Source organism: Sphingomonas yabuuchiae (genome assembly GCF_014199595.1).
GTDB classification, from domain to species: domain Bacteria; phylum Pseudomonadota; class Alphaproteobacteria; order Sphingomonadales; family Sphingomonadaceae; genus Sphingomonas; species Sphingomonas yabuuchiae.
Map to the genome: position 1 here is coordinate 271,869 of NZ_JACHNX010000002.1, position 24,477 is coordinate 296,345.

Annotated in this window: 18 protein-coding genes; 13 read left to right on the top strand and 5 right to left on the bottom strand. The window is 64.4% G+C overall.

Annotated elements, in window-relative coordinates; genetic code table 11:
* Positions 1 to 3 precede the first annotated feature (3 nt).
* The gene (gene cyoB, locus GGQ89_RS04480) at positions 4 to 1,998 is read right to left on the bottom strand and encodes a cytochrome o ubiquinol oxidase subunit I (protein WP_076716229.1); all 1,995 of its coding nucleotides are present in this window, start codon (positions 1,996 to 1,998) and stop codon (positions 4 to 6) included.
* Between the two features lie 11 nt (positions 1,999 to 2,009).
* Positions 2,010 to 3,221 (bottom strand): ubiquinol oxidase subunit II, encoded by a 1,212-nt coding sequence (cyoA, locus tag GGQ89_RS04485; protein WP_276208918.1) that lies wholly within the window; start codon positions 3,219 to 3,221, stop codon positions 2,010 to 2,012.
* 171 nt (positions 3,222 to 3,392) lie between these two features.
* On the opposite strand from cyoA, the gene GGQ89_RS04490 reads away from it, so the two are divergent.
* The 3 genes from GGQ89_RS04490 (at position 3,393) to GGQ89_RS04500 (ending at position 5,622) form a co-directional block, all read left to right on the top strand.
* Positions 3,393 to 4,727, top strand: coding sequence for an MFS transporter (locus tag GGQ89_RS04490; protein WP_056434934.1), 1,335 nt, complete (start codon positions 3,393 to 3,395; stop codon positions 4,725 to 4,727).
* A gap of 122 nt (positions 4,728 to 4,849) precedes the next feature.
* Positions 4,850 to 5,281 carry a DUF2147 domain-containing protein gene (locus GGQ89_RS04495; RefSeq protein ID WP_237243356.1) on the top strand — a complete coding sequence of 144 codons (432 nt, stop codon included), beginning with the start codon at positions 4,850 to 4,852 and terminating at the stop codon, positions 5,279 to 5,281.
* A 68-nt stretch (positions 5,282 to 5,349) separates the two neighbouring features.
* Positions 5,350 to 5,622 carry a DUF1488 family protein gene (locus GGQ89_RS04500; protein ID WP_184104404.1) on the top strand — a complete coding sequence of 91 codons (273 nt, stop codon included), beginning with the start codon at positions 5,350 to 5,352 and terminating at the stop codon, positions 5,620 to 5,622.
* A gap of 106 nt (positions 5,623 to 5,728) precedes the next feature.
* Here GGQ89_RS04500 and GGQ89_RS04505 read toward each other — a convergent pair whose 3' ends face one another.
* Positions 5,729 to 7,534 carry a glycoside hydrolase family 15 protein gene (locus GGQ89_RS04505; protein WP_184104406.1) on the bottom strand — a complete coding sequence of 602 codons (1,806 nt, stop codon included), beginning with the start codon at positions 7,532 to 7,534 and terminating at the stop codon, positions 5,729 to 5,731.
* Positions 7,535 to 7,670: 136 nt separating this feature from the next.
* On the opposite strand from GGQ89_RS04505, the gene GGQ89_RS04510 reads away from it, so the two are divergent.
* The 10 genes from GGQ89_RS04510 to GGQ89_RS04555 all read left to right on the top strand — a co-directional run bounded on the left by GGQ89_RS04510 (position 7,671) and on the right by GGQ89_RS04555 (position 22,118).
* Positions 7,671 to 8,804 (top strand): Gfo/Idh/MocA family protein, encoded by a 1,134-nt coding sequence (locus tag GGQ89_RS04510; RefSeq protein ID WP_184104408.1) that lies wholly within the window; start codon positions 7,671 to 7,673, stop codon positions 8,802 to 8,804.
* A 91-nt stretch (positions 8,805 to 8,895) separates the two neighbouring features.
* Entirely contained in the window at positions 8,896 to 9,144 is a 249-nt protein-coding gene (locus tag GGQ89_RS04515; protein WP_184104410.1) for a DUF2934 domain-containing protein, read from the top strand.
* 107 nt (positions 9,145 to 9,251) lie between these two features.
* A complete protein-coding gene (gene glgX / locus GGQ89_RS04520; protein WP_184104412.1) occupies positions 9,252 to 11,354 on the top strand; it encodes a glycogen debranching protein GlgX in 2,103 nt (700 codons plus the stop codon).
* Positions 11,351 to 13,045, top strand: a complete 1,695-nt coding sequence (gene treZ, locus GGQ89_RS04525) for a malto-oligosyltrehalose trehalohydrolase (protein ID WP_184104414.1) — start codon at positions 11,351 to 11,353, stop codon at positions 13,043 to 13,045. Before glgX ends, treZ begins: the two co-directional genes overlap by 4 nt.
* Positions 13,042 to 14,928: a 4-alpha-glucanotransferase gene (gene malQ / locus GGQ89_RS04530; protein ID WP_184104416.1), complete on the top strand. Its 1,887-nt coding sequence runs from the start codon at positions 13,042 to 13,044 to the stop codon at positions 14,926 to 14,928. The genes treZ and malQ overlap by 4 nt, the downstream gene beginning before the upstream one ends.
* Before the next feature lie 25 nt (positions 14,929 to 14,953).
* Positions 14,954 to 17,353: a malto-oligosyltrehalose synthase gene (treY, locus tag GGQ89_RS04535; protein WP_184104418.1), complete on the top strand. Its 2,400-nt coding sequence runs from the start codon at positions 14,954 to 14,956 to the stop codon at positions 17,351 to 17,353.
* The gene (locus GGQ89_RS04540) at positions 17,350 to 17,913 is read left to right on the top strand and encodes a DNA-3-methyladenine glycosylase (RefSeq protein ID WP_184104420.1); all 564 of its coding nucleotides are present in this window, start codon (positions 17,350 to 17,352) and stop codon (positions 17,911 to 17,913) included. The genes treY and GGQ89_RS04540 overlap by 4 nt, the downstream gene beginning before the upstream one ends.
* Before the next feature lie 104 nt (positions 17,914 to 18,017).
* On the top strand, positions 18,018 to 18,206 hold the full coding sequence (locus GGQ89_RS04545) for a hypothetical protein (protein ID WP_056434944.1): 189 nt from the start codon (positions 18,018 to 18,020) through the stop codon (positions 18,204 to 18,206).
* A gap of 89 nt (positions 18,207 to 18,295) precedes the next feature.
* Entirely contained in the window at positions 18,296 to 18,922 is a 627-nt protein-coding gene (locus tag GGQ89_RS04550) for a retropepsin-like aspartic protease family protein (RefSeq protein ID WP_184104422.1), read from the top strand.
* Between the two features lie 88 nt (positions 18,923 to 19,010).
* On the top strand, positions 19,011 to 22,118 hold the full coding sequence (locus GGQ89_RS04555; protein WP_240456492.1) for a PAS domain-containing protein: 3,108 nt from the start codon (positions 19,011 to 19,013) through the stop codon (positions 22,116 to 22,118).
* Positions 22,119 to 22,436: 318 nt separating this feature from the next.
* Here GGQ89_RS04555 and GGQ89_RS04560 read toward each other — a convergent pair whose 3' ends face one another.
* Positions 22,437 to 23,765 carry an ATP-binding protein gene (locus tag GGQ89_RS04560; RefSeq protein WP_184104424.1) on the bottom strand — a complete coding sequence of 443 codons (1,329 nt, stop codon included), beginning with the start codon at positions 23,763 to 23,765 and terminating at the stop codon, positions 22,437 to 22,439.
* Entirely contained in the window at positions 23,762 to 24,472 is a 711-nt protein-coding gene (locus tag GGQ89_RS04565) for a response regulator (RefSeq protein WP_056434946.1), read from the bottom strand. Before GGQ89_RS04565 ends, GGQ89_RS04560 begins: the two co-directional genes overlap by 4 nt.
* Positions 24,473 to 24,477: the final 5 nt, after the last annotated feature.

Consider the following 24,477-nt stretch of genomic DNA (forward strand, 5'->3'; position numbering starts at 1 on the left):
GGATCAGGCCCCCTGCCCGAGCAGACGACGCCGCTCGCTTTCCGTAGCCACGACTTCCTCGACGGGAATGTAATAGTCGCGGTCATAGTTGAACGTGTGCCAGATGGCGACGACGACGACACCGATCAGGCCCAGGGCAGCGAGCCACCACATGTACCAGATCATGCCGAACCCGGCGGCCGTCGACAGGGCGGCGATGATGACGCCGGTGCCCGTATTCTTCGGCATGTGGATCGGACGATAGCCGTCCACCGGCGCCTCCGCCTTCTTGTCCTTCATGTCGTACCAGGCATCCAGCTCATGGATGACGGGCGTGAACGCGAAGTTATAGTCCGGCGGCGGCGACGAGGTCGCCCATTCCAGGGTGCGGCCGTCCCAGGGATCGCCCGTCACGTCGCGCAGCTCTTCCTTCTTCCAGATCGACACGCCGATCTGGACCAGGAAGGCGCCGATGCCACCCGCGATCATCAGCGCACCCAGCAGGGCGACGATGAAGTAGATCTGGAGCGACGGGTCCTCGAAATGGTGCAGACGACGCGTCACGCCCATCAGACCCATGATGTAGAGCGGCGTGAAGGCGACCCAGAAGCCGACGACCCACAGCCAGAACGACACCTTGCCCCAGAACTGGTTGAGCTTGAACCCGAAGGCCTTGGGCCACCAGTAGTTGATCGCGGCGAAGGCGCCGAACAGCACGCCGCCGATGATCACGTTGTGGAAGTGCGCGATCAGGAACAGCGAGTTGTGCAGCACGAAGTCGGCAGGCGGAACGGCCAGCAGAACGCCGGTCATGCCACCGATCGAGAAGGTCAGCATGAACGCGATGGTCCACATCATCGGCAGCTCGAACCGGATGCGCCCCTTGTACATGGTGAACAGCCAGTTGAAGATCTTCGCACCCGTCGGGATCGAGATCACCATGGTGGTGATGCCGAAGAACGAGTTGACGCTGGCACCCGAACCCATGGTGAAGAAGTGGTGCAGCCAGACCAGGTACGACAGGATCGTGATGACGATCGTGGCGTAGACCATCGAGGTGTAGCCGAACAGACGCTTGCCCGAGAAGGTCGAGGTGACTTCCGAGAACACGCCGAACAGCGGCAGGATCAGGATGTACACCTCCGGGTGACCCCAGATCCAGATCAGGTTCACGTACATCATCGGGTTGCCGCCGAGGTTGTTCGTGAAGAAGTTGGTGCCGACATAACGGTCGAGCGACAGCAGGACGAGCGTGGCGGTCAGCACGGGGAAGCTGGCGACGATCAGGACGTTCGCACACAGCGAGGTCCAGCAGAACACCGGCAGCTTCATCATGGTCATGCCCGGCGCGCGCATCTTGATGATGGTCGCGATCAGGTTGATGCCCGACAGGGTCGTGCCGACACCCGCCACCTGCAACGCCCAGATATAATAGTCGACACCGACATCGGGACTGAAATCAAGCTCCGACAAGGGCGGGAAAGCCAACCAGCCGGTGCGTGCGAACTCGCCGATGAATAGCGAGGCCATCACCAGCACCACGCCGCCCGCCGTCATCCAGAAGCTCAGATTGTTGAGATACGGGAAGGACACGTCGCGTGCGCCGATCTGGAGCGGCACGACATAGTTCATCAGGCCGGTGATGATCGGCATCGCCACGAAGAAGATCATGATGACGCCGTGGGCGGTGAACACCTGATCATAGTGGTGCGAGTTCAGGAAGCCCTGGTTGTCGCCGAACGCGATCGCCTGCTGCCCGCGCATCATCAGCGCGTCGGCAAAGCCGCGCAGCAGCATCACGATGCCCAGGATCATGTACATGATCCCGATCCGCTTGTGATCGACCGTGGTGAACCACTCCTTCCAGAGATAGCCCCACAGCTTGAACTTGGTGATGAGCGCCAGCACCGCGATCCCGCCGACCGCGACGCCCAGGAAGGTGCCGACGACGATGGGCTCGTGGATCGGCAGCGACTCGATCGATAGCCGTCCGAAGATGGTCTTTATGATGTGTTCCATGATGGCGTGCCTCAGCCGCGACCCGCACCGGCATGACCAAAGGTCTGCGGGCCGGGGGTCTGCGGGATGGAAAGGAAGGACATGCGACGGTTCTTCATGTCACCCGGCTGCTGCACGCCGTTCGACGGCAGCGGCTCCTTGCTCTGGTGGGGCGAGGTCTGGATTTCCTCGGGCGACTTTTCGAGCGCACCCTTTGTCCGCTCACCGTGCATCGGGCCGGTATTGTTGACGGGCGGATTGCCCTCGCCGACGTTCATCTTGTGCGGATCGCCGCCACCGGTCATGCGGTCGTGCATCATCACGTCCGACATGCAGGGGGTATTGTCCGCGACGCAGCGGTTGACGACGCGGTCGAACAGGCCGCCCTGAACGCCGCTATAGTACATCGCAGGAACATACTCGCTCGGCTTCTCGACGGTCAGGAAGGCGGCGCGGGTCAGCTGACCCTGGCCCTTGCCCTGCCCGGCCTGCGACGTGCGCACCTTCTCGACCCACTGGTCGAAGCCGCTCGACTGAAGCGCGAAGACAGGGAAGTTCATGCCCGAGAAGCCCGCGCCGCTATAGTGCGACGACAGCCCCTTGAACGTGCCCTCGCGGTTCATGACCGCGTGCAGCTTCGTCTCCATGCCGGGCATGGTGTAGATCATGCCCGCCATCGCGGGGACGTAGAAGGCGTTCATCACCGAGGTACCGGTCAGGCGGAACTCGACGGGCCGGTCGACCGGCAACGCCAGCTCGTTGACCGTCGCGATGCCCTGCTCCGGATAGATGAACAGCCACTTCCAGTCGAGCGCGACGACCTGGACCTCCAGCGGCTTGACGCCCGCCGCAACCGGCTGACCCGGCGCGGTGCGCTCGATCGGACGATAGGGATCAAGCAGATGGGTGCTGGTCCACGTCACCGCGCCCAGGCAGATGATGATAAGCAGCGGTGCCGACCAGATCACCAGCTCCAGCATGGTGGAGTGGTCGAATTCCGGATCATATTCGGCTTCGGTATTGCTCTTGCGATAGCGCCACGCGAACAACACCGTCAGCGCCATCACCGGAATGATGATGAGCAGCATCAGGGCCGTCGCGATCAGCACCAGATCGCGTTGCTGCACGGCGACGTCACCGGCAGGGTTGAGCACGACCGCGTCGCATCCCCCCAGCATGGCCAGGAGGGGCAAGGCGGCCCAGCGAAGAGGGCGCAGGCGCGCAAGGCTCGACGAATGAGACATATGACAGGGGCCGCTACGCCTTTGCTGCACCTGCGCACATTGGACAGTTTGTCCAATCCCCCCATCGCCCGGAAAGGCGCATAGGCGCAGCACAATGGCGGTCATGCGTGGTCTTTTTGCACTGCAACTGATCCGCTTCAATAACTTGGAAGAAGTCAGGACTGGCAGCTGATGAGCGCAGAGTTAACCGCATCGACCTCGACGCCCCTTGAGCGGGACGCGCGGCTGGTCAATGCCCGCGATCCGCACCACGTCGCGCCGGGCGATATCGCCATCGGCGTCATCATCGGGCGCACGTCGGAGTTCTTCGACTTCTTCGTGTACGCCATCGCATCGGTGCTGGTGTTCCCGTCGCTGATCTTCCCGTATGTCGATGCGCTGACCGGCACGATCTATTCGTTCGCGCTGTTCTCGCTGGCGTTCATCGCGCGTCCGATCGGCACCTTCATCTTCATGGCGGTCGACCGCAATCTGGGTCGTGGCGTCAAGCTGACCATCGCGCTGTTCCTGCTCGGTGGCTCGACCATGGCAATCGCCTTCCTGCCCGGCTATGCGCAGATCGGCACCTCGGCCGCCGTGCTGCTCGGCATCTTCCGCATCATGCAGGGGCTCGCGCTGGGTGGGGCCTGGGACGGCCTGCCCTCGCTTCTGTCGCTGAACGCGCCGGAGCGTCGTCGCGGCTGGTATGCGATGATCCCGCAGCTGGGCGCACCGCTCGGCCTGCTGGTTGCCAATGGCCTGTTCGCCTTCTTCCTGACGACGCTCAGCACCGCCGACTTCCTCGACTGGGGCTGGCGCTACCCGTTCTTCGTGGCGTTCGCGATCAACGTGGTGGCGCTCTTTGCCCGCCTGCGTATCGTCGCGACCCCCGAGTTCCAGCGCCTGTTCGAAACCCGCGAGCTTCAGCCCGCGCCGGTCGGCGAGACGCTGAGCACCGAGGGTCGTACGGTGTTCCTGGGTGCGTTCGCGCCGCTGGCCAGCTTCGCGATGTTCCACATCGTCACCGTGTTCCCGCTGTCCTGGGTCGTGCTGTTCAACAAGGAACGCCCGCAGGACTTCATGATGATCGAGATCATCGGCAGCATCGTCGGCGTGTTCGCCATCCTGGCGTCGGGCAAAATCGCCGACCGGGTCGGTCGCCGTACGCTCCTGGGCCTGTCGGCCGCCGCGATCGCCGCCTTTGCGGGCTTCGCGCCGTCGCTGCTGGATCAGGGCGGTACCGGCGAGACGATCTATATCGTGCTGGGCTTCCTGCTGCTCGGCCTGGGCTTTGGCCAGTCCTCGGGTGCGATCAATTCGGGCTTCTCACCGCTGCGTCGCTATACGGGTGCGGCGATCACGTCGGATCTCGCTTGGCTGATCGGTGCAGGCTTCGCGCCGCTCGCCGCATTGTTGCTGTCGAGCCATTTCGGGCTGGTGGCGGTTGGCGCCTATCTGCTGTCGGGTGCGATCGGCACGCTGGCGGCGCTGGGCATCAACAAGGAGCTTGCCAAGCGCGCGTCGTAATACGACCCGCTCTGGTTCGATCGAAGCGGCCGGCGGGGCGACCCGTCGGCCGTTTTGCTTTCATACAGGCGGCTTCCCATATTCCTCTCCTGACAAGGACTTGCATCGGGATAGGACTGGCAATGAGCATGGGTGTTTTACGCGCGACGGGTATGCTGGCGGCCGTCATGGGTATCGGGTTGACGGCGAGTGCCGCCGATGCGCGGGTTCCGGCCGGGACCTGGGCCAATCCGTCGAACACGGTGCAGGTCCGCTTTGCGCCTTGCGGACGCGGGCCCGATGCCGAACTGATGTGCGGGACGGTCGTCTGGGCGAGTGAGCAGGCCAAGGCGGACGCCGCGCGGGGCGGCTCGCCACGACTGGTCGGCACGCAGCTGTTCAGCGATTTCGAGGAGGAAGAGCCGGGCCGCTGGTCGGGTACGGTCTATGTTCCCGATATCGGCCGGGAGGTTCAGGGCACGATCACCCAGATCGACGCCCGCACGCTCGTCGGCGAGGGATGCCTGTTGGGCAGCCTGGGTTGCCGCGAACAGCGCTGGCGCCGGGTCAAATAAGCCGGAGTTCAGGGAACCCGACGCCGTTTGCGGCGTCCCCGACGCAGCCACTTTTGGGAAGGAATGCCATGGCGGAAGAAGCGCTGACGATCGTAAGCGGCACGGTCGAGGACAATGTCTCGGACCGGCAGGTCGAGTTCGTTGGGGAACTCGACGGTGAGGAATATCAGTTTGCGGTCCAGTATGACATGCTGGAAGCGCTGAGTGGGGACGTGCCTGAAGGCGACGCGGTCGAGCTATTCGAGCGCTATTCCAACGACATTCTCGAAGCGGCGCTGACTGCGCTCGGCCGTGACATGCAACAATCGCTAGTCGTCGTCAGTGAGAACGATCTCGACTGAGTAGACCAGTCGGCCGAACCGCTGACCATCCCGCTGCGCAAATCCCGACAAGGTACAGGATTTGCGCAGCAGGGCTGTGACACGGATTAGGCGCCACCACTACAGACTACAGTTCCTCGCCAGCCAAGGTTGCTGCGGCCTGGATGACCGCAAGATGGGTAAGCCCCTGCGGCATGTTTCCCAGATAATGCCCCGTCTTGGGGTCGATCATCTCGGCATAGAGCCCCGCCCCATGGCTATCCAACGCCTCGGTCGCGGCGTCGAACGCAGCTTGAGCGACCTCGTGCTGGCCTAGGATCGCGCGGGCCTCGATCATCCAGAAGGTGCAGGCGAGGAAACAGCCCTCTTCCTTCTCGACGCCGGTATAGCGATAATGGAAAGCGCCCGACGCAAGCTCTTTGTCCAGCGCGTCCAGTGTCCGCGCCAGACGATCCTGCCCATCAAAACGGAAGCGTACGGCCAAAGCCAGGCTGGCATCCAGCGCGTCGCTGTCGGGATGCATCAGATAGGCACCGCGCTTTTCCGACCAGCAATGCTCGCCGATCCATGCCTCGATCCGGTCGCGCTCGCGGGCCCAGCGGTCGCGGCAGGTGGTCGGGATCTGTCCTTCGTCCGCCAGCTCGACCGCGCGAGCCAGTGCCTGCCAGCAGCTGATCTTGGACATGGTGTAATGCTGTTCCTCAGGCAGTTCCCAGATGCCCGCATCGGGAAGCCGCCAGTGATCGGCGCAGGCATCGGCCAGATGCGACAGCGTCTCGGCGCTGGAGGTGTCGAGGAAATTGCCGCACGCGACAAAGCGGCTCGCAGTCTCGAAAATGTCGCCGTAGATGCCGTGCTGGTGCTGGCCGCCCGCCAGATTGCCGACGCGCACCGGCTTGGAATGTCGATAGCCACTGACGGCGATTTCACGCTCTGCCGGGACAGGACAGCCGTCCAGCGTGTAGCAGACCTGTGGATCCCCCTCGCCAAGCCGCTTGAGCAACCAGGTAAAGGCGGCCTTCGCCTCGCCATGCGCGCCGATGCGCAGGAACGCCTTGATCGTATAGCCTGCGTCGCGGACCCAGGCGTAGCGATAGTCGTAATTCTTCTTGCCGCCGATCCCCTCTGGCAACGAGGTGGTCGCCGCCGCCGTGATCGCGCCTGTCGGTGAATAGAGCAGCAGCTTGAGCGCCAGCGCGCTGCGCAGGATGCGGTCACGGTACATCTCCGGCACCTTCAGCCCCTGGGTCCATTGCCGCCATTCGAAATCCGACAGGTCAATCCGCGCGTCGATCTGCTCGATATCCTGGCAGACCAGCGGCTCGTCCTCGCCTGCGATGATGGCGATCCGGGCGCGATCCCCCGGCCTGACCGCTGCCGTGCCGGTGACCAGGCCGTCCTCGACCGTATCGATCGTCACGCCCCCGCAATGGCGGAACACGCCCAGCACCCGGTCGACGTGAAAGACGTTGTGGCCACCCGCAGGCGCGAAATAGGGGCTGACCGTATCGGCCCGGCGGCTGAAGCGCAGGGTGATGGCGAAGCGGACAAAGCCGTCCAGCCCCTCTACGCGCCGCGCCAGCTCCGCCCAGGGCAGCCGCCCCGCCGGGCCGCTATTCAGCGATTCCACCAGCTTGGCTCGGCCGCTTGCCGTGATGAAGATCGTCTCCAGCACATTGCTGTCGGGCCGATAGCGTCGCTCGACGGTAAACGGTTCGACCGGCGTGATGGAAAACGTGCCGCCCCGTTCCCCGTCGAGCAGTTGGTCGAATAGGGGTGCGGAGTCCATATTGGGTACGCACCACCAGTCGATGGCTCCATCCGCACCGCTCAAAGCGACACTGCGCCCGTCGCCCAGCGCGGCATAGTTTTCGAGGTCCAGAAACCCGTCGGCGTCACGAAGCGGCTCGGGATGCTGATCGGGTAAAGTCACGAGGGCGCGTCTCCGTTGATGCAGGTTAGGCGATGGAAACTCGCCAAAACCATAATATCTCCGTGGGACCTTCCCCGGATTGGCGCGTTGCAGCAATCGTTACGAGATTTGGCGTCTTATATTTGGGAGAACGGCCATGAGCCTGGCATCGGCATTCGGTTTCGGCACGAAGAAGGTTCGCTATGCGGTCGTTGGCGCGGGCGACATCACGCAATCGGCAATGCTGCCTGGTATCAAGCACACCGGCAATTCGGAGCTGACCGCGATCGTCACGGGCGATGCGGAAAAAGGCAGGCTCCTTGCCGAGAAATACGGTGTCGAGCATGTCTATTCCTATAACGAGTTCGACAAGCTGCTGACCGCCGGGGTCTGCGATGCGATCTATCTTGGCACGCCGAACTGGCGCCATGCGGAGTTCGCCATCCCCGCGCTCGACGCCGGTATCCATGTCCTGTGCGAAAAGCCGCTGGAGATTTCGAGCGAGAAGGCGCGTGCGATCCAGGATGCCGAGCGGCGTTCCAAGGCCAAGCTGATGACGGCCTATCGCCTGCACTTCGAGCCGGGCACGCTCGATGCGATCGAGAAGATCCGCAATGGCGAACTGGGCGAGTTGGTCGGCTTCACCTCCTGTTTCGGTCAGAAGCTCGATCCCGATAATCATCGGGCCAAGCACGGGCTGGAGGCCGGGCCGCTGTTCGACATGGCCCCCTACCCCATCAACGCCATCCGCTATCTGTTCGGGGCCGAGCCGGTCGCCGTCGAGAGCGCAGTCGCCACGCGCCAGCCGAGCGCAGGCCTGGGCGATCTGGACGATACCTTCGCAGTCGTACTGCGGATGCCGGGCGACAAATTGGCCAGCTTCACGGTCAGCTATGCGATGAACAATATCGACAGCCTGATCGTCGCGGGCATGAAGGGTTCGATCCATATGAGCCCGGCCTATGGTTTCCAGTCGGCGATCGAGCAGAACCTGACCATCGGCGACAAGCAGAGCCACGAGAAGTTCAAGCATACCGACCATTTCGGCGGCGAAATGCGCTATTTCTCGGATTGCATCCTGAACGACCGCGATCCCGAGCCTGACGCCGAGGAAGGCCTGTCCGACCTGCGCGTCATCGAAGGGATCGTGACCGCGATGAAGACTGGCGGACGCGTCGAATTGCCGCCCTTCACCCGCACACGCCGGATCGACCCGGCCACTCAGCTCCAGACCCTGTCGGCCGTCACCCCGCCCGAACAGGTGAAGGCGAAATCCCCGACGGGCGACTGATCCGCATCAACGCGTTTTTCGGGGAGCGTTATGGCCGATCCAATCGTTACGCTCGCGATAACAGTTTGCGAGTCACGATAGGGAGGTGACGATGGAAGACCGGGAAGAACAGCTTCGGCAACGCGCATATGGCATCTGGCAGTCGGAAGGCGAACCGCATGGTCGTGACCGCGACCATTGGGAGCAGGCCGAACGAGAGTTGACCGAAGTGGTCCCGGACGAACCTGCCGCCCCGGCCAAACCGGCCACACGGCGGAAAAAGGCCGACGCTGCGCCGCAGACCATCGCGGCGGAGCCGAAGCCCAAGGCGCCCCGAAAGCCCCGCGCCAAGACCGCATGACCTATGCTCGGTGGCTTCCTTTCGCGGGATGCCACCGGGCCATAGCACCCCGCTTCCTATCAAAACTGCCACACGCATAGTCGTTCGACTTTTGCCGGAGAGCCCCTTTGACCGATTTGCCCGAACAGATACTGCCCGGCTCCGCCTATCCGCTGGGCGCCAGCTTCGACGGCGAAGGGGTGAATTTTGCCGTCTTTTCCGCCAATGCCGACCGGATCGAACTGTGTATTTTCGACCCACAGGGGAAGCGCGAGCTGAAGCGCTACACGCTGCCCGAGTGCACCGACGAGGTATGGCACGGCTATCTGCCCGATGTCGGGCCGGGTCTGCTCTATGGCTATCGCGCGCATGGTCGTTATGAGCCGGAGGCCGGGCATCGGTTTAACCCGAACAAGCTGCTTCTCGACCCCTATGCCCGCAAGCTGTACGGCGAGATCAAGTGGACCGACGCTCTGCACGGCTATCAGATCCGGTCGAAGAAAGAGGATCTGAGCTTCGACAAGCGCGACAGCGCCGCAGCCATGCCCAAGGCCGTGGTGGTCGACGATCATTTCGACTGGTCCCGCGACGTGAAGCCGAACACGCCCTGGTCCGAAACGGTCATCTATGAAGCCCATGTGAAGGGCCTGACCAAGCTGATGGAACTGGTTCCCCCGCGCGAGCGGGGCACCTATGCAGGGCTCGGCCATCCGGCGGTCATCAAGCACCTGAAGCGCATCGGCGTGACTGCGATCGAACTTCTGCCGATCCACAGCTTTACCCAGGACCGTTTTCTTCAGGAAAAGGGCCTGCGCAATTATTGGGGTTACAACACCCTCGGCTTCTTCGCGCCCGAGCAGGCCTATTTCGCGACCGATACTCAGGACGAGCTGCGTCGCGCGGTCCACAAGCTGCACAAGGCGGGGATCGAGGTCATTCTCGACGTCGTCTACAACCACACCTGCGAGGGGTCGGAGAAGGGACCGACGCTGTCGTGGCGCGGGCTGGACAATGCCAGCTATTACCGGTTGGTCCAGGATCAGCCGCGCTATACGATCAACGATACCGGCACCGGCAATACGCTGAACCTGTCCAAGGCGCGGGTGATCCAGATGGTGACGGACTCGCTGCGCTATTGGGCGACGAGCTTCGGGATCGACGGCTTCCGCTTCGACCTCGGCCTGACCTTGGGGCGCGAGGCGACGGGTTTCGATCCGGGTGCAGCGTTCTTCGACGTGCTGCGGCAGGACCCGGTGCTCGGGCGGCTAAAGCTGCTGACGGAGCCATGGGATGTCGGGCCGGGCGGCTATCAGCTCGGCAATTTTCCGCCGGGCTTTTCGGAATGGAACGACAAGTATCGCGACACGGTGCGCAAATTCTGGCGCGGCGATTCCGGCCAGCGCGGCGATCTGGCGGCACGGCTGTCCGGCTCGGGAGACCTGTTCGACCGTCGCGCGCGGCGTCCCTGGGCCAGCCTGAATATGCTCGCCGCCCATGACGGGTTCACCCTCGCCGATACCGTCATGTACGAACAGCGTCACAACGAAGCGAACAAGGAAGACAATCGCGACGGCCATTCGGAAAATTACTCGTGCAACTGGGGTGCCGAGGGGCCGACCGAGGACGAGAATATCAAGGCGGCGCGTGGTCGTGTGATGCGCTCGATGATGACGACCCTGCTTGCCTCGCTGGGCACGCCGATGATCGTGGCGGGCGACGAGTTCGGCCGCACGCAACATGGCAACAACAACGCCTATTGCCAGGATAACGAGATCAGCTGGCTCGACTGGAAGGCTGCGGCATCGGACGAGGGTGAGGGGATGATCGCCTTCACCGCGCGACTGGCCGAATTGCGCCGCCGCTATCCCGTCCTTCGCTCGCCCAGCTTCCTCTATGGGCAGGACACGCCAGGCCATGGCATCAACGACATCGAATGGTGGGACGAGCGCGGCGAGCAGCTGAGCCCCGAGGATTGGGACAACCCCGAGGGTCGTGCCCTGATGATGCGGCGCGCGTCCGCGACCGAGGATGGCGGCGTCGAGGCGGTTTCGCTGCTGCTCAATGCCTCGCCCGATCCGATCACCTTCACCCTGCCCCCGCCCCATGCCGCGCGCACCGTCCTGATCGACAGTGCCAAGCCCGAACAGGGCGAGGTCGAGATCGGCGACAGCTATGAGGTCGGACCGCAGAGCGCGGTGCTCATCACCTGGCGGGACACGGTCGAGGCATGACGAACTGGGGGCCTGAACTGCGCGAGGGCGCGGATACGCTGTTCCGGCTCTGGGCGCCGGATCGTGACGCGGTGACGCTGGAGATCGATGGCGCGCCCTCGGTATCGATGGATCGCGACGAAGAGGGATGGTTTTCCGCCACCGCCCCAGCCGCCGCGGGAAGCCGCTATCGCTTCCGCCTGGACAAGGAGTTGGCGGTGCCCGACCCCGCCTCCCGGCTTCAGGCGGGCGGTGTCCATGGCTGGAGCGTGGTGGTCGACCCGGCCTTCGCCTGGAGCGCCACGGAATGGCGTGGGCGGCCATGGGAGGAAACGGTGTTGCTCGAAGTCCATGTCGGGACGCTGGGTGGCTTTGAGGGCATTCGACAGAAGCTGCCCGCCATCGCGGCCTCTGGGATCACCGCGATCGAGCTGATGCCGGTCAACGCATTCGGCGGCACCCGCAATTGGGGCTATGACGGCGTCCTGCCCTATGCCGTGGCCGAGCCCTATGGCTCACCCGCCGAGCTGAAGACACTGATCGACACGGCGCATGGCCTGGGCATTTCGGTCTTCCTGGACGTGGTGTATAACCACTTCGGGCCGGACGGAAATTATCTGAACGCCTATGCCAGCGCCTTCTTCCACAAAGAGGTCGACACGCCCTGGGGCGGCGCGGTGGCGGTGGATGCCGATCCGGTACACCGTTTCTTTGTCGACAATGCCCTGATGTGGCTGCGCGATTATCGCATCGACGGCTTACGCTTCGATGCGGTTCACACCATCGAGAATGACGGCTTCCTCGACCGGATGGCGAGCGAGATCCGCGCTGCCCTGCCCGAACGGCACGTCCATCTGGTACTGGAGAATGAGAAGAACGACGCCGATCGCCTGCGCGCCGGTTGTTATGACGCCCAGTGGAACGACGATTTCCACAACGTCCTGCACGTCCTGCTGACCGGCGAGACCAGCGCCTATTATGGCGACTTCGCCGATCATGCGGCCGAGCGGTTGGCGCGCTGCCTGAAAGAGGGCTTCATCTATCAGGGTGAAGGATCGCCCAATCATGACGGCAAGCCTCGTGGCAAACCGTCGGGCGATCTGCCCAGCACGGCCTTTGTCGCTTTTCTTCAGAACCATGATCAGGTCGGCAACCGGGCGATGGGCGACCGGCTGATCCGCCTGACCGATCGCGAGCGGCTGCGCGCGGCGACCGCGTTGCTGCTGCTCGGTCCGCAAATCCCGCTGCTGTTCATGGGCGAGGATGAGGGAAGCGAAAGCCCGTTCCTGTTTTTCACCGACTTCCATGACGAACTGGCCGATGCGGTGCGCGAAGGGCGCCGACGCGAGTTCGCCAAGTTCGACGCATTTGCCGACGAGGAAGCGCGTCAACGCATTCCAGACCCCAATGCCCGCAGCACTTTCGACAGCTCGATCCCCGAGCCCGGTCCCCAGGCCGGGGAGTGGCGTGCGTTATACCGCGAACTGCTGGCGCTCCGGCAGGTGCATATCATGCCGCGCTTGAAGGGTGCGGTGGGTCTGGCGGCGGACGTGATCGGGCCCGCCCGGGTCAAGGCGCGCTGGCGCATGGCCGATGGCGCGACGCTGACCATCCTGATCGATCTGGGCGAAGCGCCCGAGGCGATCGCCGTGGATGAAGGCCAGTTGATCTACCAGGAAGGCGATCGCTTCGCCGCATGGATCGCCGAATGAGCGACCTCCACACCCGCGCCGAAGCCGCCGGGCTGTCACGTCACTGGCAGGACGCCAAGGGACAGGACCAGACCGTCTCCGACGAGGCGCTGGCGGCGATCCTTGATCGGCTCGATACCGATGTCGGTGAGCCTGTGTTCGTCTCGGGTGAACTCGGCGAGCAAATCCCCCTTCCCGACATCTACCGTGATGGGACAGCGCTGCTGACGCTGGAGGGTGGTGAAACGGTGTCGCTTTCGGTCCAGGGCCAAATGCTGCCGGCCATTCTCGAGCCCGGCTATCACCGGCTGGAACAGGGCGATCGGCAATGGACGGTCGCCATCGCCCCGCCCCGCTGTCCGGCCCCACCGTCGGGCAGGCATTGGGGCAGCGCCGTCCAGATACCATCCTTGCGCGAAGGCGGCGGTGCCTTTGGCGACTTCGCCGGTCTGGCCAGCGCCGCCAAGTCGCTGGGCCGAGCCGGTGCCGCCGCTCTGGCGGTCAGCCCCGTCCATGCGCTGTTTCCCGCCGACGCCGCGCGCTTCAGCCCCTATGCCCCGTCCAGCCGGTTGTTCCGCAACGTGTGGCTGGCCCCGGGTGGCGAGCCGGTGGCTGACACCCCTGCCCTGATCGACTGGCAAAGCGCCGCGCCGGATCGGATGCGGGACCTGCGCATCGTTTACGATCAGCTCGACGCGGTGCAAAGCCGAGCCTTCGAACGCTGGCGGGCGGAGGGCGGCGAACGGCTGGAATCGCAGGCGCAGTTCGATGCGCTCCACGCCTATTTCTTTGGCCGCGACCGGGCGGGCGGCTGGCCTGACTGGCCGGAAGAGTATCGCGATCCCGCCAGCGAAGCGGTCGCGCGTTTTGCCGCCGAGCATGTCGACGCCATTCGCTTCTACGCCTTTGCCCAATGGTGGGCCGACCGGGCGCTTCGCGACGCGGCGGACACGGCGCGGGGCAATGGCATGGCGATCGGACTGATTGCCGACCTCGCCATCGGTGTTGCCACGAACGGCGCGGACGGCTGGAGCCGACGCGGCGAGTTGCTGAGCGGCCTGTCGATCGGTGCCCCGCCCGATCCGCTCGGTCCCGATGGCCAGAATTGGGGGATCACCGCGCTGTCGCCCTTCGCGCTGCGGCGGCAGGGCTTTGCACCGTTCATCGGTACGCTGCGTGCGGTCTTCGCGCATGCTGGCGGCATCCGCATCGACCATGCGTTGGGGCTATGTCGACTCTGGGTCGTGCCGGACGGCGCTCCGGCCGATCAGGGTGCCTATCTGGCGATGCCCTTTGCCGACATGCTGCGCATCCTGCGGATCGAGGCGCATCGGGCCAATCAGGGGCGCGGAGCGATCGTGATCGGTGAGGACTTGGGCACCGTGCCGCCCGGCTTTCGCGACATCATGGCCAAGGCCGGAATGCTCGGCATGCGCGTCCTGCCGTTCGAGCGGGATGCGGACGGCGCGTTCCTTCCGCCCGAGACGTGGAGCGAGCAGGCGATCGCGATGACGGCCACCCACGACATCGCGACCGTTGCCGGATGGTGGAAGGGCCGCGATCTGGAATGGCGCGCGCGGATCGCCGGGCGGCCCGTCTCGCCAGAGGACGGCGCGGACCGTGCCCGGGAACGCACCGCCCTATGGCAAACAATCGGCAATGGCGCCCCGGAGCCCGACGAACCCGCCCCTGCGGTCGATGCCGCCATCGCCGCCGTCGCGGAAACGCCGTGTCCGCTGGCCATCGTGCCGGTCGAAGATCTGCTGGGGCTGGACGAGCAGCCCAATCTCCCCGGCACCATCGATGAGCATCCGAACTGGCGTCGTCGCCTGCCCGATACGCTCGCGCGATCGCTCGCCACGCCCGAGGTCGCGACGCGCATCGCCATACTCAACGCCCGCTGACTCGCTTTATCGAAGGACGTCGCCCATGACGCCGCGCGCCACCTATCGCTTTCAGTTCCACAAGGACTTCCCCTTCGCCCGAGCGGAAGCCCTGCTGCCCTATCTCGACACGCTGGGAATAAGCCATGTCTATGCCTCGCCGATCACCACGGCGGCGGCTGGATCGATGCACGGATACGACGTCATCGACCCAACGCGGATCAATCCGGAATTGGGCGGCGAAGAAGCCTTCCGGTCTCTCGCCGAGGCCGCCAGGGCACGCGGCATGGGTGTGATCATCGACATCGTGCCCAATCATATGGGCGTGGCGGGCGGCGGCAATGGCTGGTGGAACGACGTGCTGGCCAAAGGTCAGGCAAGCCGCTTCGCACGCTTTTTCGACATCGACTGGTCCCGCAAGCTCGTCCTGCCGATCCTCGGCGATCCGCTGAACAAGGTATTGGCAGACGGTCAGATCGTCGTCGAGCGCCGCGACGGCCGTGCCGAGGTCGTCGCCTATGGCGAGCATCGCCTGCCGATCCGGGATGAGGATCAGGACGGGGCCGAGACGCATGAGCTTGCGGCCTTGCTCGACCGCCAGCATTATCGCCTGGCATCGTGGCGGGTATCGAACGACGAACTCAACTGGCGGCGTTTCTTCACGATCAACGATTTGGCGGGGCTGCGAGCCGAAGACGATCAGGTCTTCGAGGAAACCCACGCCCTTTATTTCCGGCTATATGAGCAAGGGTTGATCGACGGCGTCCGGATCGACCATGTCGACGGACTGACCGACCCGATCGGCTATTGCCGCAAGCTGCGCGCGCGCTTCGACGCCATCACGCGGGACGATGGCAACCGCGCTTATATCGTCGTCGAAAAGATTCTCGCGGCCGACGAGCCCATGGGCAATGATTGGGGCGTCGACGGCACCAGCGGCTATGACTTCATGGAGGAGGTATTGGCCCTGCTCCACGCGCCCGAGGGCACCAGGCCGCTCGCCGAACTCTGGGCACAATTGAGCGGCCGCTCGGATCAGTTCGCGCCGGAGGAACTCCAGGCGCGACAGGACCTGCTCGCGTGGCAGTTCGCCGGACAGCTGGACCAGTGCGTCTCGGCCTTCGCAGCGCTGACCGCTTCCGCCCCGGAACTGGAGGGGGCGATCACCACCCCGATGCTGCGCCGGGCGATCGAGCGTCTGCTCTGGGTCTTTCCGGTCTATCGAACCTATGGCCCCGACGCACCTTCGTCCGATGCAGCCATCCGCCGAATGGCGCGCGAACGGGTGGAGTCGCTCTTGCCCCCCGGAGAGGCTTTTGTCGTCGACCAGATGCTGGAATGGCTGGCAGGCTCCGGGCCCGGCAATCGCGAACTGCTTGGAGAAGCGGTCAGGCGTTTTCAGCAGCTTTCGGCCCCCATCGCGGCCAAGGCGGTCGAGGACACCGCCTTTTATCGTCACGCGACCTTGCTGTCTCGCAACGATGTCGGGTTCGACGCATCGCGGCTCAGCCTGTCGATCGCAGCCTTTCATGACCGGATGAAGGGCCGTACGGATCGCTTTCCGCTGGCGATGCTGACCACCGCGACCCATGATCACAAGCGTGGAGAGGATGTCCGCGCCCGGCTGGCGGTCCTGAGCGCGATGCCGGAGGATTGGCGACGCCAGGTCGAGGCGTGGCGGACGCAGACGCTGGACCTTGCCGAAGGGGTCGATCCGGGCGACTGGTATATGCTGATCCAGACCTTGGTCGGGACCTGGCCCGAACCCGGCAATTTGGACGACTTCGCCGAACGGATTGCCGCTTGGCAGGAAAAGGCGCTGCGGGAGGCCAAGCTTCGTTCGTCGTGGGAAGACCCCGACACCGACTATGAGGCGCGTTGCAACCATCTCGCGAAGACGTTGATCGATAGCGGCGAAGGGACGGATTTCCGGGAGGGCATGGCCGCACTGCTCCACCGCATCCGTCCGGCCGCCGATGCGAATTCGCTCGTTCAGGTCGCGCTGCGCTATACGGTGCCGGGTGTGCCGGACTGCTATCAGGGGACGGAGTTTGCCGACCTAAGCCTGGTCGATCCCGACAATCGCCGCCCCGTCGACTATCCTGCGCGGGAGGCGGCCTTGGGTGACGGGTCTGCGCCCAAGCAGAAGCTCATGGCAGATTTGCTGGGCCTGCGTCGCCAGCATCCCGACCTGTTCACGCACGGCACCTATCATCCGCTTGCCGTCACGGGCCATGGTCGCGACCGGGTCATCGCCTTTGAGCGGCGGCACGATGAGGCCGTCCTGACCTGTGTCTTCGGTTTGCGGCTGGAGCCCTTGATGGATGAGCGCGGCACCATTGACTGGCGCGATACGGCCGTCCTCCGTGATGACGTAATGCTGCGTCTCGGCGACCTTCTGGCGGAGCGACCGGTCTGGTACGATCTACGCGCGGGAGAGAAATGACACCGCTCCCCCTCGGCTTCTACCAAGGCGATGTGGAAGATGTGGCGCGCGCGCTCATCGGCGTCACGCTGACCGTCGAGGGCATAGGCGGGGTGATCGTAGAAACGGAAGCCTATGACGCGGCCGACCCCGCCTCGCACAGTTTTGCGGGGCGAACGGCGCGGAACGCGGCGATGTTCGGACCGGTCGGCCACGCGTATGTGTATCGCATCTATGGCCTTCATCACTGCCTGAATGTCGTATGCGGTACTTCGGGCAGCGCTGTCTTGATCCGGGCTTTGGAGCCCCTGCATGGTCTGGATGTCATGCAGGAACGGCGTGGTTCCGGGCTTCCGATAAGACAATTTTGTTCGGGACCCGGCAAATTGTGCAGCGCCCTTGGCATCGACCTGAGCCTGAACGGCGCGTCGCTTTTGGAGTCACCTTTTGCGCTGACGGGAACGCCAGGGGCTGCGCCGGTCGTCGTCGGGCCGCGTATCGGCATCACACGGGCGGCGGAACGGCCACGCCGCTTTGGTTGGAAGAATTCTCCGTGGCTCAGTCGGCCCATGGGCGATTGAATACGGCATTGCAGCATAAAACTACTGCGATGCAGCGACGTATTTACTTGATATTGACCACAACAACGGCGAGCCTCGACTCATAATAGATAAAGGGCGAGTCGATGGAGTGGATCAAGGTCCTGGCGCTGGTTGCCATGGTCTATGGAATCTGGGCGGCCTATCGGTCACTGGGCGCACCAGTTCTTCATGAAGGCTCGCGTTATTTCCGCCAACCGGATGGAAGTTTTCGCCGCTGGTATGGCGGCCGTCGATTCAGCGCATCCGAAGTCGGGATGACCGAACAGGGCTGATCCCGCACGGTCAGCAACGGTAAAGACGGACGCCCCTATCTCCCGCCCTTCGCCCTTCCCATATGGGAGGTCGAAGGAATGGAACCACAATGTTTGCCGATCTGGGCGTCCCCCTACCCCTGCTGGCCGTCGTCCTTGCCGTCGTGCTGGCGGGCATCATCGCTCGCCGCGTGCCGATCTTGCGGGTGGCGATCAGCCTGCTGTCCTGGCTTTTGCTCGGCGGATTGTTGTTCGTCCTGCTACAGCAACGCCAGCAATTCGATCCCTATATCCAGCGCGCGATGCAGATTCTGAATTTGCAGGACCAGAGCGTCGTCGGCGACACGGTGCGCATCCGCATGGCGCCGGACGGCCATTTCTGGGCGCGCGTCACCGTCAACGGCGTCAACCGGCGGATGCTGGTCGACAGCGGCGCGACGCTGACCGCCCTGTCCAGCGCAACGGCACAGGCGGCTGGCCTGAAGCCCAGCATGCCCGCCTTTCCGGTCGTGCTCAACACCGCCAATGGTATGATCCGGGCGGAAACGGCGCGTGTCGACTCGCTGCGCATCGGCACCATTCGTGCCGACAAGGTGCCGGTGGTCGTCTCGCCCGCGTTCGGCGAAACCGACGTGCTGGGCATGAACTTCCTGTCGCGCCTGAAAAGCTGGCGGGTCGAGGGCTCGACCCTGATCCTAGAGCCGCACCACCCCCAGCCATTAACCGGGCGGTCATGACCGCCATGATAGGCAAAGTGATACAAATCAACGCGATCGGTGCCGTCGCCGATTGACTTGACGGTACAGCTTACCCATGCGTCAACCCATGATGACTCCCCTGTCGCGAATGCTGTCGCTCCCGCCGCAGCTCGAACGATATGTTGCCGAAGCCGTGGATGCGGGCGACTTTCCCGACGAACAGGCGCTGCTGCTCGCCGCGATCGAGCGGATGCGGACCGATGGGCCGGTGTCGGACGTCGACACCTGGCTGATCGGCGGGGGTGAGTGCGGCCAGCGGGTGCGGGACATCGACTGGTCGGCAAGCCCACTGGGCTCGATCGGCGGCTGGCCTAGCGTGTTGCGCACGACCGTTGCCAACATCGTCCATTCGCCGATCGCGAAGGTGCTGATGTGGGGCCCGGCTCATGTCATGATCTATAACGATGCCTATCGCAGCATCGCCGGGCCGCGCCACCCGGAGGCGTTCGGCGGGCTGGTTCCGGACGTCTGGCCCGAAATCTGGGACTGGAACCGTGACATCCTGGACCGTGGCTTCCGCGGAGAGGACATCGCCTATCGCGACCAGGCGCTGATCGTCACGCGTGCAGGTACAGAAGAGGAGGTCGTGTTCGACCTCTATTATACCCCCGTCTATCTCGAATGCGGCAAGGTCGGCGGCGTGATGTGCACCGTCGTCGAGAATACCGGCCGCGTCGCCGCCGAACGGCGGTTGGCCGAGAGCGAGGCGGAACTGCGGATCATCACGGACTCGCTGCCCGTGCTCGTTGCCTTTGTGGATCGCGAAGAACGCTATCGCTTCGCCAATGATTATTACCGCGAGTTTCTGGGCACCGATCCCGAGGGAATGCTGGGCCAGCGGCTCAGCGACGTGCTGACGGCAGAGGATTATGCCGAGCGTCGCCCGCTGATCGAGCGTGCACTGGCCGGGGAAGCCATCGTCGCCGACGTGCACCTGCATCACCGCGACGGCAGCCGACGTCGGGCAGAGACCCGTTATATCCCGCGCCGTAACGATGATGGCGAGGTGATCGGCTTCCATATCCTGGTCTTCGACGTCGACGAACGGACCCGCCATGCCGAGGCGATCGAGCGGAGCAACCGGCGTTTCCGGGCCGCAATGGATGCGGTGCACGGTGTGCTCTGGACCAACAGCGCCGACGGCCGGATGGTTGGCGAGCAGCCTGGCTGGGCGGCGATCACCGGGCAGACATTCGACGAGTATCAGGGCTTCGGCTGGTCGAACGCCGTCCACCCGGACGACGCCGCCGCCTCGGTCGTGGCATGGAACGAGGCGGTCGCCGCCAAGGGGATGTTCATCCACGAACATCGCGTCCGTCGCCATGACGGGGAATGGCGGACGTTTGCGATCCGTGGCCTGCCGATCATCGCGGCCGATGGCGAGCTCATCGAATGGGTCGGCGTCCATACCGACATCACCGAGCAGCGAGCCGCTGAACAGGCCCTGCGCGATCAGGCCACGCTGCTCGCCCGTCAGGTCCATCACCGTGAACGCGCCGAAGCGCAGCTTCGCCAGCTCAACGAAACGCTGGAAAGCCGCGTCATCGAGGAGATCGCCGAACGGCGTCAGGCCGAGATGAAGCTCGCCCAGGCGCAGAAGATGGAGACGATCGGCAAGCTGACCGGCGGCGTCGCGCATGATTTCAACAACCTGCTTCAGGTCGTGTCGGGCAATCTCCAGCTGCTGGGCAAGGACGTTGCGGGCAACCAGCGCGCCGAACAGCGCGTCGCCAATGCTATGGCGGGCGTGTCGCGCGGATCGAAGCTGGCCTCGCAGCTGCTTGCCTTCGGGCGGCGTCAGGCGCTGGAGCCCAAGGTCGTCAACGTTACCCGCTTCGTGCAGGGCATGGACGACATGCTCCGCCGCGCCATCGGCGAGGGCGTGGAGATCGAGACGATCGTCGGTGGCGGTCTCTGGAACACCTTCATCGATCCGGCGCAGATCGAGAATGCGCTGCTGAACCTCGCGATCAACGCACGCGATGCGATGGACGGCCAGGGCAAGCTGACCATCGAACTCGGCAACGCCCATCTCGACGATGATTATGCCCGGACCCATGACGAGGTGACGCCGGGCCAATATGTCATGCTGGCCGTGTCCGACACCGGCAGCGGCATGTCCGACGACATCATCCACAAGGTCTTCGAACCCTTCTTCTCGACCAAGAGCGAGGGCAAGGGATCGGGCCTGGGCCTGTCGATGGTCTATGGCTTCGTCAAACAGTCGGGCGGCCATGTGAAGATCTATTCCGAGGTCGGTCACGGCACCACGATCAAGCTCTATCTGCCCCGTGCCATGGAGGCTGAGGATGTCGAGGTTGCGGTCGATACCGGCCCGATCACCGGCGGTACCGAAACCGTGCTGGTCGTCGAGGATGATGCCGAAGTTCGCGCCACCGTCGTCGAGCTGCTGTCCGACCTGGGATACCGGGTTCTGAAGGCGGTCGATGCCCAAAGCGCGCTGAGCGTCGTCGAGAGCGGTATCCCGATCGATATCCTGTTCACCGACGTGGTGATGCCCGGTACGCTGAAGAGCCCGGAGCTGGCCCGCAAGGCCCGCGAACGGCTTCCCGACATCGCTGTTCTCTTCACCTCGGGCTATACCGAGAATTCGATCGTCCATGGCGGTCGGCTGGACAAGGGTGTCGAGCTGCTGTCCAAGCCCTATACCCGCGAGGCGCTGGCCCGGAAGTTCCGGCATGTTCTCGCCAATCAGCGTCAGCGCCAGATGCCGAAGGCCGAGGGTTCCGGTCCGTCGCGGGACATGCAGGCAAGCGAGCCTGCTGCGCAGCCCCTGCACGACGGCCGCACGATCCTGCTGGTCGAAGACGATGACCTGATCCGTGCCAACACCGCCGAGACGCTTCAGGATGCGGGCTTCGTGGTGGTTCACGCCGTCACGGCGGAGGAAGCGATGACCGCGCTTCAGACGGCACAGATCGACGTTCTGGTGACCGACCTGAACCTGCCGGGTGAGTCGGGCGTGGAGCTGGCGCGGCGGGCGCGGCAGTTGCGGCCGACCCTGTCGATCATCTTCGCGACGGGGGATGGCGGCATGGCGGCCGAGGCGGCGAACATGGATGCGGCGCTGCTGACCAAGCCCTATTCGGCGGCTCAGTTGATCAATGCGATCCGCGGTCGGTTGGAAATCGTAGAGCAGGCGACCCGGCGCTGAGCCGAGCCGCCTGCTCCATTCCGGTCAGGCCCATGCCGGAGGGGACAGCAGAGGAGCCCTTGCGAAACCAGTAAAGCGGGTTAGCGGGCCTTCCAGCCCTCGATCGCGGCGAAGGTGATGATCACCGCGAGCACGAGCAGGGCACCCTGCAATTCCAGTGCGGTCAAATCGAACTCCATCGTCATCGGTCATTCTCCCGACTGAACTTGTCTAAACTCGTCAGAGAAGGGGCCGCCCCGTTTTGCGGAGGCCGTCTCTTCCTCTGGGTTCAGGATATACGCACCCTTTTTTGCTGCCGTGCAGCGAGTGCGTGACAAATCATGTCCGACAATGCGGAAGACGGATTTCGGCGCAAAGCCCCCCTTCGGGGCGGTTGGCAAGGGTCAGTTCGCCGCCCTCCGCCGCGACCACGCGGGCGACGATCGACAATCCCAGACCAAATCCCACCGTGTCGCGGCGACGCGCGGTATCCAGGCGCACAAAGGGCTCCAGCACGAGTTCGAGCGATTCGTCGGGAATGCCGGGTCCGTCATCCTCGACCCGGATACGCACATCATCCCCCGGATCGGCACGCAGGGTGATGATCGCATGCTCGCCATAATGGAGTGCGTTCTCGACCAGATTGGTCAGGGCGCGCTTCATGCCGAAGCGGCGCAGGCGGCAATCGAAATGGTCCGGCCCGACATAACGCACGTCGCGGCAATGATCGGCAGCGTCATCGGCCAGATTGGCGCACAGGATCGCCAGGTCAGTCAGCTCGGGTTGCTCGACATCGCCGTCGCCGCCCAGAAAGGCAAGGAGCGAGGAGACCATCGCCTCCATCTCCTCGATATCGGTACCGATCGCCTCGCGCACCTCGTCGTCGCGGATCGAGTCCGCGCGCAACCGCAGACGGGCCAGCGGAGTGCGAAGGTCATGCCCGACCGCCGCCAGTGCGCGGGTGCGCTCGTCGATCAGTCGCCCGATCCGCGCCTGCATCCGGTTGAACGCACGGGTGACATGTCGCACTTCGCCCGGCCCGCGCTCGGGCACGATCAGCGCGGCCCCCTGCCCGCCCTGCCCCCGGCCCAGCTTGTCGGCAGCGCGCGCCAGCATCCGCAAGGGGTGCAGGATACGCCCGATCAAAGCACCGCTCAGGAGCATCAGCGCGATCGCCGGGATCAGTGCGAGCAGCACCCGGCCCAATGCAAGATCGAGCGTACGAACGCCCTCGCGCATCCGGAAACTCAGCAGCGATCCGTCATCCAGCCGCAGATCACCCGACACGACCGAGGTCCGCCCCGGCGAGGTCAGCCGCAAATGGATGTCGGTCGCCGCCAGCGAAGGTTCCCAGTCGACGATCTGACGACGCATGCTGTCCATCGCCGGGGCGATCTTCGGTCGCGGCGGCGCGACGGGTGACCAGCTGACGATATAGCGATCGGTGGTCAGTTCGTCCGCCACTTCCGGTCGTTCGCCAGCGGGCCGTTCGTTGAGCACACGGCGGGCGACGATCAGATGCTCGGCCAGCCGCCGGGCTTCGTCGTCACGCACCGAGACATGGCTGGCGCGTTCGTAGAGATAGGTGGAAATCGCGAACTCGATCGTAACCGCCAGCAGCAGGATCGCGACGATCCGGCCGAGCAGGCCGACCGAGGGGCGGATCACCGCCGTTCCACCGGCACGTTCAGCATATAGCCGACGCCGCGCACCGTGACGATCGGCGCGGCCCCGCCCGCCCCCGACAGCTTGCGGCGGAGGCGGCTGACCAGCACGTCGATGCTGCGGTCCGAGCTGTCCCCGATCCGCGCTCGCGACAATTCGATCAACCGCTCGCGCGCGACGACACGCTGCGCATTGTCGAGAAAGGCGACGAGCAGGTCGAATTCGGCGCCCGTCAGCTCGACCTGTGCGCCCGAGGGCGACATGAGCTCGCGGCGAGGCAGATTGGCGGTCCAGCCGTCAAAGCCCAATATCCCGGCCTCACGCTCGCCCGGCGTGTTCTCCAGCCCGCCACGACGCAGGACGGCGCGGATGCGCGCGACCAGCTCTCGGGTACCGAACGGCTTGGCGAGGTAATCGTCCGCGCCCAGTTCCAGCCCGACCACCCGGTCGACCTCGCTGCCCTTGGCGCTGATGAAGATAATGGGAACCGCGCTTTTCTGGCGAACCTGGCGGCAGAGATCGATGCCGCTGGTCCCCGGCAGCATGATGTCGAGCAGGATCAGATCGATCTGCCCGACCTCCAGCGCCTGCCACATTTCGGGGGCGGCATTGGCCAGCTTCACGGCGAAACCGTTCTCCTGAAGCGCGCGCGCGGTCAGGGTACGAAGGGCGGGATCGTCCTCGACGATCAGGATGGTGGGCGGCGTCACCCCCT

Bases quoted from the DNA above. Each gene is read 5' to 3' on its own strand.
- cyoB (WP_076716229.1), bottom strand. From the start codon at position 1,998: ATGGAACACATCATAAAGACCATCTTCGGACGGCTATCGATCGAGTCG.
- cyoA (WP_276208918.1), bottom strand. From the start codon at position 3,221: ATGTCTCATTCGTCGAGCCTTGCGCGCCTGCGCCCTCTTCGCTGGGCC.
- GGQ89_RS04490 (WP_056434934.1), top strand. From the start codon at position 3,393: ATGAGCGCAGAGTTAACCGCATCGACCTCGACGCCCCTTGAGCGGGAC.
- GGQ89_RS04495 (WP_237243356.1), top strand. From the start codon at position 4,850: ATGAGCATGGGTGTTTTACGCGCGACGGGTATGCTGGCGGCCGTCATG.
- GGQ89_RS04500 (WP_184104404.1), top strand. From the start codon at position 5,350: ATGGCGGAAGAAGCGCTGACGATCGTAAGCGGCACGGTCGAGGACAAT.
- GGQ89_RS04510 (WP_184104408.1), top strand. From the start codon at position 7,671: ATGAGCCTGGCATCGGCATTCGGTTTCGGCACGAAGAAGGTTCGCTAT.
- GGQ89_RS04515 (WP_184104410.1), top strand. From the start codon at position 8,896: ATGGAAGACCGGGAAGAACAGCTTCGGCAACGCGCATATGGCATCTGG.
- treZ (WP_184104414.1), top strand. From the start codon at position 11,351: ATGACGAACTGGGGGCCTGAACTGCGCGAGGGCGCGGATACGCTGTTC.
- malQ (WP_184104416.1), top strand. From the start codon at position 13,042: ATGAGCGACCTCCACACCCGCGCCGAAGCCGCCGGGCTGTCACGTCAC.
- treY (WP_184104418.1), top strand. From the start codon at position 14,954: ATGACGCCGCGCGCCACCTATCGCTTTCAGTTCCACAAGGACTTCCCC.
- GGQ89_RS04540 (WP_184104420.1), top strand. From the start codon at position 17,350: ATGACACCGCTCCCCCTCGGCTTCTACCAAGGCGATGTGGAAGATGTG.
- GGQ89_RS04545 (WP_056434944.1), top strand. From the start codon at position 18,018: ATGGAGTGGATCAAGGTCCTGGCGCTGGTTGCCATGGTCTATGGAATC.
- GGQ89_RS04550 (WP_184104422.1), top strand. From the start codon at position 18,296: ATGTTTGCCGATCTGGGCGTCCCCCTACCCCTGCTGGCCGTCGTCCTT.
- GGQ89_RS04555 (WP_240456492.1), top strand. From the start codon at position 19,011: ATGATGACTCCCCTGTCGCGAATGCTGTCGCTCCCGCCGCAGCTCGAA.